This window comes from Jiangella endophytica, from assembly GCF_003427025.1.
Lineage (GTDB): Bacteria > Actinomycetota > Actinomycetes > Jiangellales > Jiangellaceae > Jiangella > Jiangella endophytica.
Genome location: NZ_QVAI01000004.1, coordinates 133,458 through 150,353, shown reverse-complemented (window position 1 = coordinate 150,353; position 16,896 = coordinate 133,458). Strand labels below are relative to the sequence as shown.

At 71.7% G+C, this 16,896-nt stretch carries 17 protein-coding genes; 8 read left to right on the top strand and 9 right to left on the bottom strand.

Features of this window, described 5'->3' with window-relative positions:
• Positions 1–78 precede the first annotated feature (78 nt).
• Both DZA62_RS10145 and DZA62_RS35640 read left to right on the top strand, forming a co-directional pair.
• On the top strand, positions 79–600 hold the full coding sequence (locus tag DZA62_RS10145; RefSeq protein WP_232827340.1) for a SigE family RNA polymerase sigma factor: 522 nt from the start codon (positions 79–81) through the stop codon (positions 598–600).
• On the top strand, positions 597–1,523 hold the full coding sequence (locus tag DZA62_RS35640) for a hypothetical protein (RefSeq protein WP_157987586.1): 927 nt from the start codon (positions 597–599) through the stop codon (positions 1,521–1,523). Before DZA62_RS10145 ends, DZA62_RS35640 begins: the two co-directional genes overlap by 4 nt.
• 114 nt (positions 1,524–1,637) lie before the next feature.
• Here the strand turns inward: DZA62_RS35640 and DZA62_RS35635 are convergent, their stop codons facing one another.
• Positions 1,638–1,796 (bottom strand): hypothetical protein, encoded by a 159-nt coding sequence (locus DZA62_RS35635; RefSeq protein WP_157987585.1) that lies wholly within the window; start codon positions 1,794–1,796, stop codon positions 1,638–1,640.
• 335 nt (positions 1,797–2,131) lie between these two features.
• On the opposite strand from DZA62_RS35635, the gene DZA62_RS10135 reads away from it, so the two are divergent.
• The 4 genes from DZA62_RS10135 to DZA62_RS10120 all read left to right on the top strand — a co-directional run bounded on the left by DZA62_RS10135 (position 2,132) and on the right by DZA62_RS10120 (position 5,124).
• On the top strand, positions 2,132–2,446 hold the full coding sequence (locus DZA62_RS10135) for an ArsR/SmtB family transcription factor (RefSeq protein ID WP_116948765.1): 315 nt from the start codon (positions 2,132–2,134) through the stop codon (positions 2,444–2,446).
• On the top strand, positions 2,443–2,946 hold the full coding sequence (locus tag DZA62_RS10130) for an SRPBCC family protein (protein WP_116948764.1): 504 nt from the start codon (positions 2,443–2,445) through the stop codon (positions 2,944–2,946). Before DZA62_RS10135 ends, DZA62_RS10130 begins: the two co-directional genes overlap by 4 nt.
• Positions 2,943–3,713 carry an SRPBCC family protein gene (locus DZA62_RS10125; protein ID WP_116948763.1) on the top strand — a complete coding sequence of 257 codons (771 nt, stop codon included), beginning with the start codon at positions 2,943–2,945 and terminating at the stop codon, positions 3,711–3,713. The genes DZA62_RS10130 and DZA62_RS10125 overlap by 4 nt, the downstream gene beginning before the upstream one ends.
• Before the next feature lie 130 nt (positions 3,714–3,843).
• Positions 3,844–5,124, top strand: coding sequence for an alpha/beta hydrolase (locus DZA62_RS10120; protein ID WP_116948762.1), 1,281 nt, complete (start codon positions 3,844–3,846; stop codon positions 5,122–5,124).
• Here the strand turns inward: DZA62_RS10120 and DZA62_RS10115 are convergent.
• From DZA62_RS10115 to DZA62_RS10105, 3 genes are read right to left on the bottom strand one after another with little or no spacing between them, the layout of a single operon-like run.
• Entirely contained in the window at positions 5,088–7,016 is a 1,929-nt protein-coding gene (locus DZA62_RS10115; RefSeq protein WP_116948761.1) for an ABC transporter ATP-binding protein, read from the bottom strand. The two genes, DZA62_RS10120 and DZA62_RS10115, sit on opposite strands and share 37 nt — an antisense overlap.
• On the bottom strand, positions 7,016–8,626 hold the full coding sequence (locus DZA62_RS10110) for an MFS transporter (protein WP_116948760.1): 1,611 nt from the start codon (positions 8,624–8,626) through the stop codon (positions 7,016–7,018). Before DZA62_RS10110 ends, DZA62_RS10115 begins: the two co-directional genes overlap by 1 nt.
• A 34-nt stretch (positions 8,627–8,660) precedes the next feature.
• Positions 8,661–10,070 carry an MFS transporter gene (locus DZA62_RS10105; protein WP_157987584.1) on the bottom strand — a complete coding sequence of 470 codons (1,410 nt, stop codon included), beginning with the start codon at positions 10,068–10,070 and terminating at the stop codon, positions 8,661–8,663.
• Between the two features lie 93 nt (positions 10,071–10,163).
• Between DZA62_RS10105 and DZA62_RS10100 the strand changes: the two genes are divergently transcribed.
• On the top strand, positions 10,164–10,559 hold the full coding sequence (locus tag DZA62_RS10100; RefSeq protein WP_116948758.1) for a winged helix-turn-helix transcriptional regulator: 396 nt from the start codon (positions 10,164–10,166) through the stop codon (positions 10,557–10,559).
• Between the two features lie 106 nt (positions 10,560–10,665).
• Here the strand turns inward: DZA62_RS10100 and DZA62_RS10095 are convergent, their stop codons facing one another.
• The 5 genes from DZA62_RS10095 to DZA62_RS10075 are packed head-to-tail and all read right to left on the bottom strand — an operon-like array spanning position 10,666 to position 15,693.
• Positions 10,666–11,604, bottom strand: a complete 939-nt coding sequence (locus DZA62_RS10095) for a carbohydrate ABC transporter permease (protein WP_116948757.1) — start codon at positions 11,602–11,604, stop codon at positions 10,666–10,668.
• A complete protein-coding gene (locus DZA62_RS10090; RefSeq protein WP_116948756.1) occupies positions 11,601–12,524 on the bottom strand; it encodes a carbohydrate ABC transporter permease in 924 nt (307 codons plus the stop codon). Before DZA62_RS10090 ends, DZA62_RS10095 begins: the two co-directional genes overlap by 4 nt.
• A gap of 10 nt (positions 12,525–12,534) precedes the next feature.
• Positions 12,535–14,010: an N-acetylglucosamine/diacetylchitobiose ABC transporter substrate-binding protein gene (gene ngcE / locus DZA62_RS10085; RefSeq protein WP_116948755.1), complete on the bottom strand. Its 1,476-nt coding sequence runs from the start codon at positions 14,008–14,010 to the stop codon at positions 12,535–12,537.
• 43 nt (positions 14,011–14,053) lie between these two features.
• Positions 14,054–14,809 (bottom strand): sugar isomerase domain-containing protein, encoded by a 756-nt coding sequence (locus DZA62_RS10080; protein ID WP_116948754.1) that lies wholly within the window; start codon positions 14,807–14,809, stop codon positions 14,054–14,056.
• Positions 14,806–15,693, bottom strand: a complete 888-nt coding sequence (locus DZA62_RS10075) for a MurR/RpiR family transcriptional regulator (protein ID WP_116949084.1) — start codon at positions 15,691–15,693, stop codon at positions 14,806–14,808. Before DZA62_RS10075 ends, DZA62_RS10080 begins: the two co-directional genes overlap by 4 nt.
• Positions 15,694–15,916: 223 nt before the next feature.
• Here DZA62_RS10075 and DZA62_RS10070 point away from each other — a divergent pair, with 223 nt between their 5' ends.
• Entirely contained in the window at positions 15,917–16,891 is a 975-nt protein-coding gene (locus DZA62_RS10070; protein WP_116948753.1) for an N-acetylglucosamine kinase, read from the top strand.
• Positions 16,892–16,896: the final 5 nt, after the last annotated feature.

The window sequence follows — 16,896 nt, the reverse complement described above, 5'->3', positions numbered from 1 at the left end:
GGGTCCGCGACAACCCGGCGCCCACGCGCTCCGTCTAGGAGGTGAGACAGGATGAGAGCCGCACGGAAAGGCGCTGGTGTGAGTAGAGGGCAGACGCGAGCTGACGGGTTCGTGGCCTACGTCGATGCCCGGCGTGCGTACTTGCGCCGTGTCGCGTACCTGGTCTGCGGCGACTGGCACGCCGCCGAGGACCTGGTGCAGACCGCGTTGATGAAGTTGTACGCGGCCTGGCCCCGGATCCACACCGACGGCGCCGAGGACGCGTACGTCCGCCGCATCATCGTGCGGGCGCACCTGGACGAGAAGCGGCGGCCCTGGCGCCGCGAGCGCATCGGGCTCGACGGCATCGACGCCGCCGCGCCGGAGGCGCTCTCGCTGGAGGACAGCGACGCGCTCGTCACCGCCCTCAAGGCCCTGCCCCAGCGGCAACGCGCCACCGTGGTGCTGCGCTACTGGTGCGGGCTGTCCGTGGAGGAGACCGCCGACGACCTCGGCTGCTCCACGGGCACGGTGAAGAGCCAGACCGCACGGGCGATGGCCGGCCTGCGCGTCTCCCTGTCGACCGACGACGCGACGACGACCGAGAGGCGATCGAGATGAACGACGACGAGCAGCTGCACCGGCGGTTCCAGGCGATGGGGTTCGCCGGCGAGCCCCCGATGGCCTCCACCGCGACGGACGACCTCACGCGTGGACGGCGGCACCTGCGCCGGCGCCGCGCCGCGGTCATGGGAGGCGGCGTCCTGGGGGTGACGGCGCTGGCCGTCGGTGTGGCGTTCGCGCTGCCCAGCGGCGGGCCGTCGGGCTCCGAGGACCTCCCGGTCGCCGGAGCCGGAGCCACCACGGAGTCGCCGGTCGAGCCGACCACGACGACCCCGCCCGACTCCGCGAGCACCCCGGCCGAGCCGCCGGCCGCCGGCAACGAGGCCTTCTGGGACACCCGGCAGCTGCTGCTGGCGACCGCCGTCGAGCACCTCGACCCGGCACACGAGCACCTGGTGGACGAAGCGACGGGCTTCACCGGTGGTGGCGGCGACGGCGCGGTGAAGGTCGGCACCAAGCTGGGCTGGACGAACACCGGCGAGGAGGGCGAGGCCATGGTGCGGGTCGGCGTCACCACAGCCGGGTACACCGAGGCCGAGGAGCATGCCGTCGAGAACTTCGTGGTCGACTTCGGCTGCGACCTGCCGGAGAACTGCACCGAGCAGACCCTGCCCGGCGGCGAGACCGTGCTGGTGGCGCCGGCCAACCCGGAGCTGAACCTGCTGTTCGCGGTCAGCTACGAGCGTCCCGACGGCTCGATGGTAGGCGTCGCGGTGTACGACCTGTTCGGCAACAACAGCCTCACCCCGGTGTCGGAGGTCGACGTCACGCTGGAGCAGGCGTTCGCGTTCGTGACCGACCCCGACCTGCAGGTGGTGCCCGACGAGGTGGACGACGAACTCGACCACGGCCCGCTCACTCTGGAGCAGGGCGAGGGCACGACCGAGGTGCCGATCGAGACCCCCACGTCCGGCGAGTAGCCGAAATGCCGCGGTGCCGGCTGCCCCACGCTCATGGCGGAGGGCAGCAGGCACCGCGTCGTGTACTGCCGGGAGGGTGTCGCCGGACGACGGATCGCGGCGGGCGCCGCGCTCCTAGTCGTCCCAGCCGGCCTTGGCCCAGGCGGGATCGCCCATCTGGGTGCCGCCACCGATCTGCATGATCTGGTTTCCGTCGCGTTCGATCGGCCGCACCAGCCAGCTGTGGTTCTGTGCGTTCCAGGTCAACACGTACTCCGTGTCCCGGCGCAACATCGTGATCCTCCTGCTCCTCGCTGCCCGTCCCCTGGCAACGATCCGTGGGTATCTGAGTTCACCCAAGACTCCCCGGCCGGGGCCGACCGGAAGAGGAAAACCCTGCCTTGTCGATGATCTACCGACTATGCCGGGGCCGCAACGCGAACGAGCCGCGCCACGCCGCGTTTCCCCTGGTCGAACCCGCTGTGGCGGCATTGGAACGCAAATTTCATCCGTTCGGCGGTGGCGCGTATTGACCGAACGGCCGATGCCCGGACGGCCGGCCCTTCGCGGTGACGCCACATCTGAACATGCGGTTGCGGTTATATAGCCAAGAGGCTAACCTCGATGGCATGTCGTCCGCACCGTTCGTCGTCCTGGCCGACCCTGCCCGCAGGCGCATCCTGGACCTACTCCGCGAGCGCCCCCGGTTGGTCGGCGAACTCACCGAGGCCATCGGCCTGTCGCAGCCCGGCACGTCCAAGCACCTGCGGGTGCTGCGCGAGGCCGGGCTGGTCACCGTCCGCCCCGAGGCCCAGCGCCGCTGGTATGAGCTGAGGCCCGAGCCGCTGGCCGAGATCGACGCGTGGCTGACGCCGTACCGCTGGATGTGGGCCGACCGCTTCGACGCCCTGGAGCGGCACCTCGACACCATGGACGACGAGTGAGCGCGCCGGGCAGCCTGCGCCGTACCGCCGGCGGGCGGGCCGAGATCAGGTTCGAGCGCCGGTTCGCCCACCCGCCGGCCAAGGTGTGGCGGGCGCTCACCGACCCCGCCGAGCTGCGCGGCTGGCGCTTCCCCGCCATCGTCGAGCTCGACCTCACCCTCGGCGCGACCGTCTGGTTCCATCCCACCGACGAGCAGCGCGAACGCTTCGGCGTCGCCCCCGACCCCGTCGCCGGCCGCGTCGTCGCCGTCGACCCGCCACGGCTGCTCGAGTACACGTGGGGCGCCGAGACGCTGCGCTGGGAGCTGACCCCCGACGGCGACGGCTGCCGGCTCGTCTTCGTCAACACCGTCGACGACGACGGCTCCGGCCCGGCCATCGCGGCCGGCTGGCACGCGGGGCTCGAGGTCCTCGACGCCGTGCTCGACGACCGCCCGATCGACTGGGACATCTGGCGACGCGTCACTGACCTGCAGAACATCTACAAGGAGCAATCATGACCGAGACCCTGCGCACCGACGGCGACCGCAGCGTGCTGCGCATGGAGCGCCGGTTCCGGCACTCGCGCGACAAGGTCTGGCGAGCGCTGACCGAGCCCGACCAGATGGAGCGGTGGTTCCCGGCCCGGGCCGAGTTCGAGGCGGTCGCCGGCAGCGACGTCCGCTACGACGACGGCTCCGGTCCCCAGGTCGACGGGCAGGTCACCGAGGCCACCCCCGGCCGGGTACTCGCGTTCACCTGGTCCAGCGAGCTGCTGCGCTTCGAGCTGCACGACGACGGCGACGGCTGCCGGCTCGAGTTCACCCACGTCTTCGACGACCATCACGGCGCCGCGAGCTACGCCTCCGGCTGGGAGCTGTGCTTCGTCGGACTCGACCAGCTGCTCGCCGGCGCGCCGGTCGTCGACGCCTCCCCGTCCGCAGCCCAGCACGACGCGTACGTCGACCGGTTCGGCCTCGGCATCGGCGCGGCCGACACCGTCGACGGCGTGCCCCGAGTCCGGCTCGAGCGGCAGCTCACCGCCCCGGCCGACGTCGCCTGGCCGATCATCGAGCGGCTGGCCGCCGCCCCGGCCGATGGTGTCGTGGAGCGCGACGAGCCGAAGGCGCTCGCCTACACCGCGGCAGACGGCGCCCGTGCGCGCTGGGAGCTGGGCGAGGGCACCGGCCACGGCGCGCGCCTCGTGCTCACCGTCACCGGCGACGCCGCCGCCGACCCGGTCTGGTCCGACCGCGTCGCCGACCTCGCCCGCCAGCTGCGCGGCTGACCCGGCGGCCGGGGCGCCGGGGCGCCGAGCGGCCTCGACCCGGTGGCCGCGGCCGGGCCGGCGCAGGTTCACGGCCGGGTGGTGACTTCCGTCATGGGTGCGCGGCCGCCCCGCTCCCTAGCGTGGCGGCATGCCCTACGGATACCTGTTCTCGACCGTCCTGCTCGCCGTCGGCACGGTGGCGGCGCTGGCACCGGCTCCCTACCGCCGCCCGGTCGCCGGGCCGGTGAGCTTCGTCCTGGGACTGCTCGTCAACGAGCTCGCCTTCCTGGCGCTCGCCTGGCTCGCGGTGTCGACGGCGCTGGTCTTCGCTCAGGGCGACGTCGGTTCGGCGGGCGCGTGGGCGGCCGTCGGGGCCGCGGTGCTGTCCGCGGCCGGGCTGGTGGTGGTCGCCCGCCGCGCGCTGTCGGCGCCGCGGATCGTCCGGGCCGCCGTGGCCGGCGCCCTCGGCGAGACCGCCGCCGGCCGCGCCGCCTGGTCGATCCCGTGGCCGTCGATCCTGCTGCGGCCCGTGTGGGTGCACCGCCGCGATGTGGTGCGCAGCCGCGACCTCCGCTACGGCGACGCCGGCCGCCGCCAGCTGCTCGACGTCTATCGGCCGCGCACGCCCCGGTCCGGCGCCCCTGCCCCGGTGGTCGTGTACCTCCACGGCGGCGGCTACTTCAGCGGCCACAAGAACCGCGAGGGCCGGCTGATGCTGTACCGGCTCGCCGCCCGCGGCTACGTGGGTGTCAGCGCGAACTACCGGCTCCGCCCGCAGGCCACGTTCGCCGACCACCTCGCCGACCTGGACCGGGTGCTTGCCTGGGTCCGCGCGAACATCGAGGCCCACGGTGGCGACCCCGCGCGCGTCATCGTGGCCGGCAGCTCCGCCGGTGCACACCTCGCGGCCGTCCGTGCGCTCTCGCCGGCCCAGCGCGGACCCGCCGGCTGGCACGACGAGCCGGCCGCCGCCCCGGCCGCCCCTGCCGATGCGCCCAGCCCTGCCGACGCGCCCGGCCCCACGGTCGCCGCCGCTAGCACGGCCGACGGCCCGCCAGTGCTGGCGGCGATCTGCCTGTACGGCTACTACGGGCACTACTACGGCATGGGCCCGGCCGACCAGCCGGTGTCGTCGCCGCTCGGCTACGCCGCCGACGGCGCGCCGCCGGTCTTCGTGGCGCACGGCGACCGCGACTCCCTGGTGCCCGTCGCCGCCGCGCGGGAGTTCGTCGAGCACCTGCGGTCGGCCTCGCCGAACCCGGTCGTCTATGCCGAGCTCCCCGGCGCGCAGCACGCCTTCGACCTGTTCCGCTCCGTGCGGCACGAGGCCGTGATCGACGGTGTCGAGGCGTTCGTCGCGTGGGTGGTCGCCACCGCCGACGGGTCAGCGGCTCAGCGCGGTGCCACCTCCTCCGCGGCCACTGCCTGAGCCCCGCCGGCGGCCGCCGCAGCGTCGGCGGCGGGCTGGTCGAACTGGGTCCGGTAGAGCTGCGCGTAGCGGCCACCCGCCGCCAGCAGCTCCGGATGCGCACCTCGCTCGACGACGCGGCCGGCCTCGATGACAAGGATCTGGTCGGCCGCTCGGATGGTCGACAGCCGGTGCGCGATGACGACGGCGGTCCGTCCCACGAGTGCCTCGCCGAGCGCCTCCTGCACCGCCGCCTCCGAGGTGGAGTCGAGGTGCGCCGTCGCCTCGTCGAGGATCACCACGCGCGGCCGGGCCAGCAGCAGCCGCGCGATGGTCAGCCGCTGCCGCTCGCCGCCGGAGAGCCGGTAGCCGCGCTCCCCCACGACGGTGTCGAGCCCGTCGGGCAGCGCCGCCACCAACGCGTCGAGCCTGGACCGGCGCAGCACGTCCCACAACTCGTCGTCGGTGGCCGACGGCCGCGCGATGAGCAGGTTCTCGCGAATGGACTCGTGGAACAGGTGGCCGTCCTGGGTCACCATGCCCAGCGTCGCCCGCACCGACGCGGTCGTGAGGTCGCGCACGTCGACCCCGCCGATCCGCACGGCGCCGGAGTCGACGTCGTAGAGGCGCGGCAGCAGCTGGGCGATGGTCGACTTCCCGGCGCCGGACGACCCGACGAGCGCCACCATCTCGCCCGGCGCGGCCGTGAACGAGACGCCGTGCAGCACCTCGTCGCCGCCGCGAGTGTCGAGCATGGCGACCTCCTCGAGGGAGGCGATCGAGACCTCCGACGCCGCCGGATAGCTGAAGTGCACGTCGTCGAACTCGACGGAGACGGGGCCGTCGGGCACGGCTCGTGCGTCGGGCTTCTCCTGGATGAGCGGCTTGAGGTCGAGCACCTCGAACACCCGGGCGAAGCTGACCAGCGCGCTCATCACCTCGACCCGCGCGCTGGCCAGCGCGGTCAGCGGTGCGTAGAGCCGCGTGAGCAGCAGCGCCATGGATACGACCGCGCCCGCGTCGAGCTCGTCGCGCAGCGCGTAGAACCCGCCCAGCCCGTACACCAGGGCCAGCGCCAGCGCGCCGACCAGTGTCAACGCCGTGACGAAGATCCACTGCACCATGGCGGTGCGCAGCCCGATGTCGCGGACCCGCCGGGCCCGGACGGCGAACTCGGCGGACTCGCGCTCGGGCCGGCTGAACAGCTTCACCAGCGTGGCGCCGGGCGCGGAGAACCGCTCGGTCATCTGCGTGCCCATGACGGCGTTGTGGTTGGCCGCCTCGCGCTCGAGCCGCGCGAGCTTGCCGCCCATGCGCCGCGCCGGCAGCACGAACACCGGCAGCAGCACGAGTGCCAGCAGCGTGATCTGCCACGAGATGCCGAGCATGACGACGAGCGCCAGCACCAGCATGACGACGTTGCTGACGACGCCGGACAGCAGGTCGCTGAACGCCCGCTGCGCGCCGATGACGTCGTTGTTCAGCCGGCTGACCAGTGCGCCGGTGCGCGTGCGGGTGAAGAACGCGACCGGCATCTTCTGCACGTGATCGAAGACCGACTGGCGCAGGTCGAGGATCAGGCCCTCGCCGATGCTGGCCGACAGCCAGCGCTGCACCAGCCCGACCCCGGCCTCGGCGATGGCGATGACGGCGATGACCACAGCCAGCCCGACGACGTAGCGCTGCGTCGAGCCGCCGATGATGGCATCGACGACCCGGCCGGCGAGCACCGGCGTGGCCACCGCGAGGACCGCCGTCACGACGCTGAGCAGCATGAACGCGACCAGGTAACGCCGGTGTGGCTGCGCGAACCCGAAGATGCGGCGCAGGGTGGCCCGCGAGAACGGCCGGGTGTCCTCCTGCGTGTGCATGGCGTTGTAGAGCGCGTTCCATGCGGTGACTTCCATGCTCATCAGGCCGGCGCCTCCTCGGGACGGACGACGACGGCGGCGGGCTCGGCCTCGCCACCGGACGCCGGCTCGACATCGGGCCCGCCGACGCGGCGCAGCAGCACCGCCGCGAGGACCGCACCGGCCAGCACCGTCAGCGCGCTGACCACGGCCGTGGTCTGCAGCCCGTCGGTGAACGCGGCGCGCGCGGCGTCGAGCAGCGGGCCGCCGACGGAGTCGGGCAGTGCCGCTGCCACCGCGGTAGCGCCGGCCAGGGTGTCGCCGGCCGTCGCGGCGGCGTCGCCGGACAGTTCGGAGGGCAGGGAATCGCTCATGCCCGAACGGTAGACGGCGGTACCGACACTCCCGAGGATCGCCAGGCCGAGAGCGCCACCGAGCTCGTTGCTCGTCTCCGACGCGGCCGACGCCGCGCCGGCCTTCTCCGGCGGCGCCGCCCGGATCACCAGGTCGGTGCCGAGCGCGGCCGGTGGCGTGAACCCGGCGGCCATGACGCACGTCCCGGCGATCAGCATGCCGAACCCGGACGAGCCGTCGATCTGCGTCACCATCACGATGCCGACGGCGCTGACCAGCAACCCGCCGGCGATCACGTACCCCGGCCGGAACCGGGCCGCGAGCAGCGGCGCGAACATCATCCCGATCATCATCGCGCCGGTCATCGGCAGTACCCACAGCCCGGCGCGGAACGGCGACAGCCCGTGCACGAGCTGCAGGTACTGCATGACGAACAGGTTCAGCCCCATCATCGCGAACGTCGCCGTCGTCATCACGCCGAGCGTCGCGCCGAACGCGCGGTTCCGGAACAGCTCGATGTCGATGAGCGGGTCGTCCAGCGTCCGCTGCCGCCGCACGAACAGCACGGCGAACGTCAGCCCGACCGCGATCGCGGCGACCAGCAGCCAGCCGAAGCCGTCGGAGGCGAGCTTCTTGATCCCGTAGATCACCGGCAGGACGGCAGCCAGCAGCAGCACCGCGCTGAGCAGGTCGAGCCGGCCGGAGCGGGGGTCGCGGTACTCCGGCAGCAGGATCGGCCCTGCGACCAGCAGCAGCACCATCACCGGCACACCGACGAGGAACACCGAGCCCCACCAGAACGCCTCCAGCAGTGCCCCGCCGACCAGCGGCCCGATCGAGCCGCCGACCATGAAGCTCATCATCCACAGCGAGATCGCGGTGGTCCGCTGCCGGTCGTCGAGGAACATGTTGCGGATCAGCGACAGGGTCGACGGCATGAGCGTCGCGCCGGCGATCCCCATGAGCGCGCGGGCCGCGATCAGCATCTCCGCGCTGCTCGCGTACGCGGACAGGACCGACGCCAGGCCGAAGGCCGCGCCGCCGATGAGCAGCAGCTTCCGACGTCCGATCCGGTCGCCCAGCGACCCCATCGTGATCAGGAAGCCGGCGATGAGGAACCCGTAGATGTCGGTGATCCAGAGCAGTTGCGACGCTGACGGCGCCAGGTCGGCGCTCAGGTGCGGAACGGCCAGGTGCAGCACCGTCAGGTCCATGATCACGAGCATCGCCGGTAGGCTCAGGACGGCCAGTGCGGTCCATTCCTTGGCACCCGCGCGCGGCGGCGGGTGATCGGTCTCGGTACGCGGTTCGATCGTCATGCCGACGAGTCAAATACCTCAACAAAGGTTGAGGTCAAGTCCGGCGCGCCGAGATTCCCCACGCGAGCACGGTGGCCAGCAGCGTCACCGCCGCGGCGACCATCCCGGCCCGCTGCAACCCGTCGACGACGGCGTCAGTGGCGGGCCCGCTCCCCTCGCCCGCGTTCGCCACCGCGACGAGGACGGCCAGCCCCATCGCTCCGCCGACCTGCTGCGCCGTCGACCCGAGTGCGGACGCGACGCCCTGCTCACCGGCGTCGACCTCGGACCCGACCGCCGCGAAGACCGCCGGGTACGCCGTCCCCGCGAACAGGCCGAACAGCAGCAGCCCCGGCAGCAGCGCCCAGTACGTCCCGTCGCCGGACATCCCCGCGACCACCGCGACGATCGACACCGCGACCCCGGCCGTCCCCGCCACCAGCGTCATCCGCGTGCCCCAGCGGCGCAGCAGCACCGGGAGCAGCAGCCACGAGCCGGCCATCGCCAGGGCGCTCTGCGGCAGGAACCCCAGGCCGGCGGCGAGCGCCCCGTAGCCGAGCACGTCCTGCAGGTACGTCGTGTACAGGTAGTGCAGGCCGGTGACCGGGCCCATCAGCACGAAGATCAGCGCGGTCGCGGCGACGAGCGTGCGGTGCCGGAGCAGTCGCAACGGCAGTAGCGGCGTCCGCGTGCGGGCCTCGATGAGCAGGAAGACGCCGATCAGCGCCACCCCGGCGAGCACGGCACCGCCCGCCCGCGCCGACGTCCAGCCCGCCTCCGGGCCACTGACCAGGCCGAACACCACCAGCAGCGAGCCGGCCGTCGCCGTCACCGCCCCGGGGACGTCGATGCCGGACAGCCGCACGTGCCGCACGGCGTCGGCCGCCAGCAGCCGCGGCGCCGCCAGGGCGGCGGCCACCGTGAGCGGCACCATCACGCCGAACACCGACTGCCAGCCGAACACGCTGGTCAGCACGCCACCCGCGCCGCCGCCGGCGAGCGCTCCGGACGCGCCGGCGACGCCCCAGACGGCCAGCGCGCGCGTGCGCTCGGCACCCGCCGCGAACCGGGTGTTGACCAGGGCCAGCGTCGCCGGGAACAGCAGCGCGGCGCCGATCCCCTGCAGCGCCCGGGCCGCGACCAGCAGGCCTGGCGCCGTCGCCACCAGCCCCAGAACCGACGCGACGCCGAACCACGCCGCCCCGGCGACGAAGATCCGCCGCGCCCCGAGCCGGTCCACCAGCCGGCCGCCGAGCAGCAGGAACCCGCCGAAGCCGAGTGCGTAGGCGCTCACCACCCACTGCAGCGACTGAGCGGTGAAGCCGACCTCGCGGCCGATCTCCGGCAACGCGATGTACACGATGTTGAAGTCGACGGAGACGATGAAGTGCGCCAGCGCGAGCAGCCCGAGCGCGGCGGCGCCCGGAGCGGTTCTCGCGGTCGGCTGGTTGGTCAGGGTCGTCACGGCGTCCTCAGTTTCTGTTCGTGTCCTTGGTGCACGACTTGTTACTGACGCCATGATGTGTGACTATGCCGGTCAGCGGAAGGAGGCACTTTCATGTCCCAGAGGAACATCGATGTGACCCGCCAGCTCATCGCCGAGGAGGCGTGCCCGGTGGTCGAGGTCATCGACCACGTCGCCGGCAAGTGGAGCATCGGCGTCATCACCGCGGCCGCTCAGGGCCCCATCCGCTTCACCGAGCTCGAACGCGCCGTCGAGGGTGTCAGCCGGCGCATGCTGACGCTCACTCTGCGCAAGCTCGAGCGCGACGGCCTGCTCGTGCGCACGGTCTACCCGACGGTGCCGCCGAAGGTGGAGTACGAGCTCACCGACATGGCCCGCGAACTGCTCGAGACTCTGCGCCAGCTGACGGCGTGGGCGGAACGGCACCGGTTCGCGATCAGCCGCTGCCGCGAGTCCTACGACAGCGAGAACGCCTCCGTCTCGGCCTGAGCGACGCCCCGGCACCGCTGAGAACCGTGATCATGGCGCTGTTCGTGTCGCCGGAGCAGCAACATCAGCGCCATGATCCCGGCCCTGATGGGGCCCATCACCCGACCTACTTGAGCACCCCAGCGGTCAACCCCGCCTGCACCTGCTTCTGGAAGATGATGTAGACGATCAGCACCGGCAGCAGCGCGATCACCAGACCGGCGAACAGCGCCGTCCAGTCGGCCCGGAATCCGGTGCTCGCGGCCAGCGTGCCCAGCCCCTGGGCCAGCACCTTCTTGTCCGAGTCCTGCATGATCACCAGCGGCAGGACGTACTGATTCCAGTGGCCGAGGAAATTGAACAACGCGAGGCTGATCATGCCGGGCCGCGCCATCGGCAGCATGACCTTCCAGAACAGCGTGAAATGCGAGCAGCCGTCCATGATCCCGGCCTCGGCGATCGAAGTCGGGAGCGTTCGGAAGAACGCCGTCAGGAAGAACACCGTGAACGGCATCGAGAAGGCGACATAGACGAGCGCCAGACTCAGGTAGCTGTTCAGCCCGAGGAACTGCCCGACCACCGGCAACGAGCCGAGATTGCGCACGACGAAGAACATCGGGACGAGGGCGAGGAAGACCGGCAGCACGAGCCCGCCGACGAACAGGTAGTAGATGAACCGGTTACCCGGGAAGTCGTACCTGGCCAGGACGTACGCGCCCATCGCGCCGAACAGCATGGTCAGCGTCAGCGACATCGTGACGACGATGACGCTGTTGAGGAAGTACTGGCCGATGTTGGCCGCCGACCACGCGCGAGAGAAGTTGTCCCACTGAACTCCCGTCGGCATCCCGAGGGGGTCGACGCGGAACTCGCCGTTGGTCTTGAACGCGGACAGGATCGCCCACAGCAACGGCAGCGTCGTGATGAGCCCCCAGAACAGCAGGAACCCGCCGTTGAGCAGGCCGATCGCCTTCTCCCCCGCGCCGGTTCCGGGCAACCGGCCACGGTTGCCACCCCCGCCGTTGCTGTCGCCGGACACGCGCGGCGGCGCTTGCGTCGTCGTCATGCGAGTTCCACCCTCTCCCGCCGCAGTCCGCGCATGAACACGATCGAGACCACCATGGTCAGGATGAGCATGAGCACGCCGATCGCGGCGGCGTAGCCGAAGTCGGCCTCGGAGAACGCCTCGCGGTACATCGCGATGCCCAGCACGTCGCCGGCGCCCTGCACGCCGCCGTTGATGCCGAGCATGATGTGCACCGTCGCGAACCCGTCCATCGCCTGAATCGCCATGTACACCCAGCCCACCTGCACCGTGTCCCACACCAGCGGGACGGTGATCTTGCGGAACGTGGTGAGCCGACTGGAGCCGTCGAGCAGCGCGGCCTCGTAGATGTCGCGCGGGATCGACTGCATCGCCGCGGAGAACAGCACCACGTAGAAGCCGACGAACGACCACGTCATGACGAGGACGACGATCCAGATGAGGTAGTTCGGCTCGGCCAGCCAGAGCCGTTGCAGGCCGCCCAACCCGACGGCGCCGAGCACCCGGTTGAGGATGCCGCCCGCGTTCTCCGGCGCGAACACGTACTTGAAGACGATGCCGATGATCGCGACGGAGAGCACCTGCGGGAAGAAGTACACGACCTTGTAGATCGACGCCCCGCGCACGCCGGTCACCGCTCCCCCGCGTCTGCGCCCGCCGACATTGAGCATCGACGCGAAGAACAGGCCGAGCAGCAGGGTGAGGACGGGCACGACGAGCACCAGGATCAGGTTGTTGCGCAACGCTGTTCGCAGTTGGTCGTCGTGCCACATCGCCACGTAGTTGTCGAACCCGATGAAGGTCTGGGACGACGTGAAGCCGCTCCAGTCCGTCATCGAGATGTAGATGGCCTGGATGTACGGCGACAGCATGTAGATCGCGTAGATCCCGACCGGGGGCAGCAGGAAGGCCAGGATGAAGGGATACTTGCCGTGCCGCATACCTGTGCCCCTACGACTCGCGGGTCTGCTTGGTGATGGAGTCGTCGTCGCGGATGGTCGTGGCGACCGCCTCGCACTGCTCCACCCACTGGTCGACGGTGATCTCGGCGCGCAGCAGCGCGGCGGTCACCTGGTCGATACCGGGGTTCTCCATCGTCGGATACCACACCGGGTAGAACCAGTTGACGACGTTGGTGCCGGCGGCCTGCAGCGCGGCCTGCGCCGACGACAGCCCAGGCGCGTCGATCTGCACGCCGTCGGAGGCACCGACCACCGCGGTGAGGCTGGTCACGCGCTCGCTGAAGCCGCGCGCAGCGTCCATCGACAGCATGACGCGCATGTACTCCATCGCCGCCAGCGGGTTCTTCGCATCTGCCGGGATGATGTACGGCTCGCCCGCGGTGGCCCGGACGGTCTCCAGCGGCATGACGGCGTCGGGCGACAGCAGCGGGTCGGGCATCATCGCCAACTCGAACGTCTCGTTCTCGGCGATCGCGTCGGCCTCCTCGTTCTCCAGCCAGGAGCCGGACGGGCAGAAGACGGCCTGGCCGCGCGCCCAGAGACCCTGCGCGTCGCGGAACTCCATGCCCTCGACACCCGGCAGGAAGTAGCTGTTCTCGGCCAGCTGGCGGATGGCGGCCGCCGACTCCTTCACCGCCTCGTTGCCCCAGGCGCCCGGCTCCAGGTTGTCGATGGCGACGAGGATCTCCGGGCCGGCGAGCTTGGCGGCCATCGCCAGCAGCGGCCAGTTCATGTACCGCGGCGCCGTGACGCCCTGGTAGACCCACGGCGCGATGCCGGCGGCAGCGATGTCGGCGCAGACGTCCATCATCTCCTGCCACGTCGTCGGCACCGGCCAGCCGTTCTCGTCCATGAGCGTCTTGTTGTACCAGGTGCCGAACACCGTGAACGCGTAGTTGAAGACGTACGGGGTGCCGTTGAACGTGCCGGACTCGATGGTGCCCGGGAGCAGGCTGTCGCGCACTGTCACGTTCGGGTCGTCCCAGCTGGGCGCGTCGTACAGCGGCGACAGGTCGTACAGCAGGCCGTCCGCCACGAGTGTCGCGGTGTCCATCTGCCCGTCGCCGGAGTTGTTGACGAAGTCCGGCGGGTCGCCGGCCACGAAGCGCGGCTGCAGCTCCGCGCCGATGTCGACGGCCGCGCGGTGTTCGATGGTGACGTCCGGCCACCGCTCGGCGAACATCGGCTGGTGCAGCTCGGTCGCGTAGGCGTCGCCGAAACCGCCGTCGAAGATGTAGATCTCCAGCGGCTGGTCGGTGGGAATGCCGAGCGGGTTGTCGTCCGACACGTCACCCGTCGGAGCCGGGGAGGCGGCGTCGTCGTCATCGTCGCCGCCGCCCGTCGCGCAGGAGGCGAGGAACGCGCCACCCGGCCCGAGGGCCACGCCGGTGAGCGCGACGCGTTGCAGAAACGTCCGGCGGTCCGTACCTGCCGCCGCAGGGGTGCGTTCGATGCTGCTGGACATCGTGAAGCCTCTCCTGACTGTTGTGTGTGGGTCCGGCGAATCCTCAGCCACCACGACGGATGCGGCCCGCGTAGCGCTGCAGCAGGCCGTCGTTGTGAACGTCTCCTCCGGGGACGTTGGCGGAGAGATAGACGGGCGGGGTGTCGCCGGCCTCGAGGAGCCGGCGGACGACCTCCGCCGTGAGCAGCTGCGCGAGCAGTGCCGCGGTGATGGACGAGACGGCGCAGACCGCGCCGCCTCCGGGCAGCGGCAGGACGGCGTCGCCGAACGGCCCGCCGTTGTCGAGGACGACGTCGGCGAAGTCGGTGAGCTTGCGCCCCGACGGGTGCCGTGACTCGACCTGCTCGCTGTGCTGCAGGGACGTGATCGCGATGACGGAGTGGCCGTTCTTGCGGGCGACCTCCGCCATGCCGACGATGCTGCCGTTGATGCCGGAGTTCGACGCGATGACGAACACGTCGTTCGCCTCGATCGGCGCGAGGTCGTAGAGCCGCTGCGCCAGCGACGGGTCGCGTTCGGTGCGCGGGTCGAGGATCGTCTCGGGGGCCTCTCCGCCGTACATGACCAGGTCGGCCAGCGCGATCCGGTTGGTCGGGATGAGCCCGCCGGCCCGCCCGGCGATCTCCATCGCCGTCGCCTGGGAGTGCCCGGTGCCGAACGCCTGCACCACCCCGCCGTCGCGCACCGCCCGGGCGACGATGTCAGCCGCACGGTGCACCCCCTCGAGCTGCGTCGTGCTGACGCTGTCGAGGATCTCCGTGAGCCGGGCCAGGTAGGCCGGCGCGCTGACGTCGTTCACCGCTGCTCCTTCTTCAGTGCGCGCGCCGTCTCGGGGCTGACGGCGCGGTGTGCGCTGACCGCCTGCGCGGTCAGATTGAGGGCGACCCCCGTGGTCTCGTAGCGCCGCTGCGCGACCGCCACGTAGATCAGGTCGAGCACGATCAGCTGCGGGTGCCGGGCCGCCAGGGCGTCGGGCCGGAACGTCGTCTCGTGGATGGCGGTCGTGAGGACGATGTCGGCGACCTCGGCGAGCGCGGAGTTGCGGTAGCTCGTCAGCGCGACGGTCGTGGCGCCCCGGCTGCCGGCCGCGGACAGCATCTCGACCGTCTCGTAGGTGGCGCCCGAGTGCGACACGGCGATGGCGACGTCGCTCGGGCCGAGCAGCGCGGCACTGGTGAGGCCGACGTGCACGTCGCTCCAGGACCACGTCGGGATGCCGATGCGGTGCAGGCACAGCTGCATCTCGCCCGCGACCAGGGCGCTGCCGCCGATGCCGTAGACCTCGACCCGGCCGGCGTTCGCGATGGCGTCGGCGGCCCGCTCGACCTCGGTGAGGTCCAGCTGGGCGGCGGTCTCCTGGATGGCCCGCAGGTCGGCCGTCGTGATGAGGTCGAGCATGGCCTGGAGGGAGTCCGTCGGCAGGATCTCGCGGCCGATGTCGATCTCCCAGCCGGCGACCGCCGACGAGCGGCCGGTCTCCTCGGCCATCGCCAGCCGGAGGTCGGCATAGCCGGGCAGCCCCAGCGCGCGGCAGAACCGGGTCACCGTCGCCGCCGACGTCCCGCTCCGCTCCGCCGTCTCCAGGATCGTCGCCCGCGCGACGACGGCGGGCGCGGACAGCACCTGCTCCCCCACGCGCTGCAACGCGGCGGGCAGGTCGGGCAGCGCTGCCCGGATCCGCATCAGCACGGAATCGGCCGGCGACCCGGCCTCGGGCACTTCCGCGGTGGGTAGTGTCCCTTCCGCCACACGACCTCCCGGCGTGGTAGTCAGTTTCGTCTGCGACCCTCTGGGGCGTAGTGGTGAGAATTCTTTCTACCTTTGGCTGGAAGTCAAGAGTTTGAGGCGAGTTTTCGGAAGCGTGACCCACCCGCAGCCTGGGCGAGACCGGGCGGAAAGGATTTTCGTGCGGACCACGGAGGCGCCACTCACGCTCGGCCTGGACATCGGCGGCACGTCCACCCGGGCGGTCGTCATCGACGGTGCCGGGCGCCGTCTCGGGACCGGCCGGGCGGACGGCGCCAACGTCACGTCGCACGCGCTGGCGAAGGCGCTGGACGCGGTGGCGGCGGCGGTGGCGGCGGCGCTGGCGCCGGTGGACCCGGCGCGTGTCGAGGCGGCGGTCATCGCGACCGCCGGCGATCACCACCTCACCCGGCCGGAGGTCGCCGCGCAATTCTCCTCACTGTGGCAGAAGGTGGGCCTGACCTGCGGCTATCGCGTGGTCGCGGACGCAGTGGGCGCGTTCGTGTCGGGGACGCCGTCGCCTGACGGCACGTTGGTGCTCTCCGGCACCGGCGCCATCACCGCGCGGTTCGCCGACCGATCCCCCGTCCAGATCGTCGACGGGCATGGATGGCTGCTGGGCGACTTCGGGTCGGGGTTCTGGATCGGGCGCGCGGCGGTCCAGGCGACTCTGGCCGCGCTGGATCGCGGCGACGTCCCGGGGCCGCTCGGGCTGGCGGTGGCCCGGGAGCTGACCGGTCGCACCGACGCGCCGTCGCGCACCGCGACCAACGACATCGTCCTGGCGGTCCACGAGCGGCCGCCGGTCGCGTTGTCGGCGTTGGCGCCGCTGGTGACGGCGAACGCGGGGATCGACCCGGAGGCCGACCGGATTCTCGCGGGTGCGGCCGGCCACCTGCTCGCCGCCGCGGGCGTCGTGCGGGGCGATGACGACGCGACGCCGATCGTGCTCGCCGGGTCGCTGCTGACGACCGGCACCCCGCTGGCGGCGTTGGTCCGCTCGGGTCTCGCGGCGACCTGGCCCGACGCGGTCGTCGGGCTGGCACTCGACGGTGCCGCCGGCGCGGCGTGGCTCGCCGCCCGGCTGCTGGACCCGGCCGGAGCGGATCGTCTGCATGGCGCCCTGTTCGGCTGAGGATG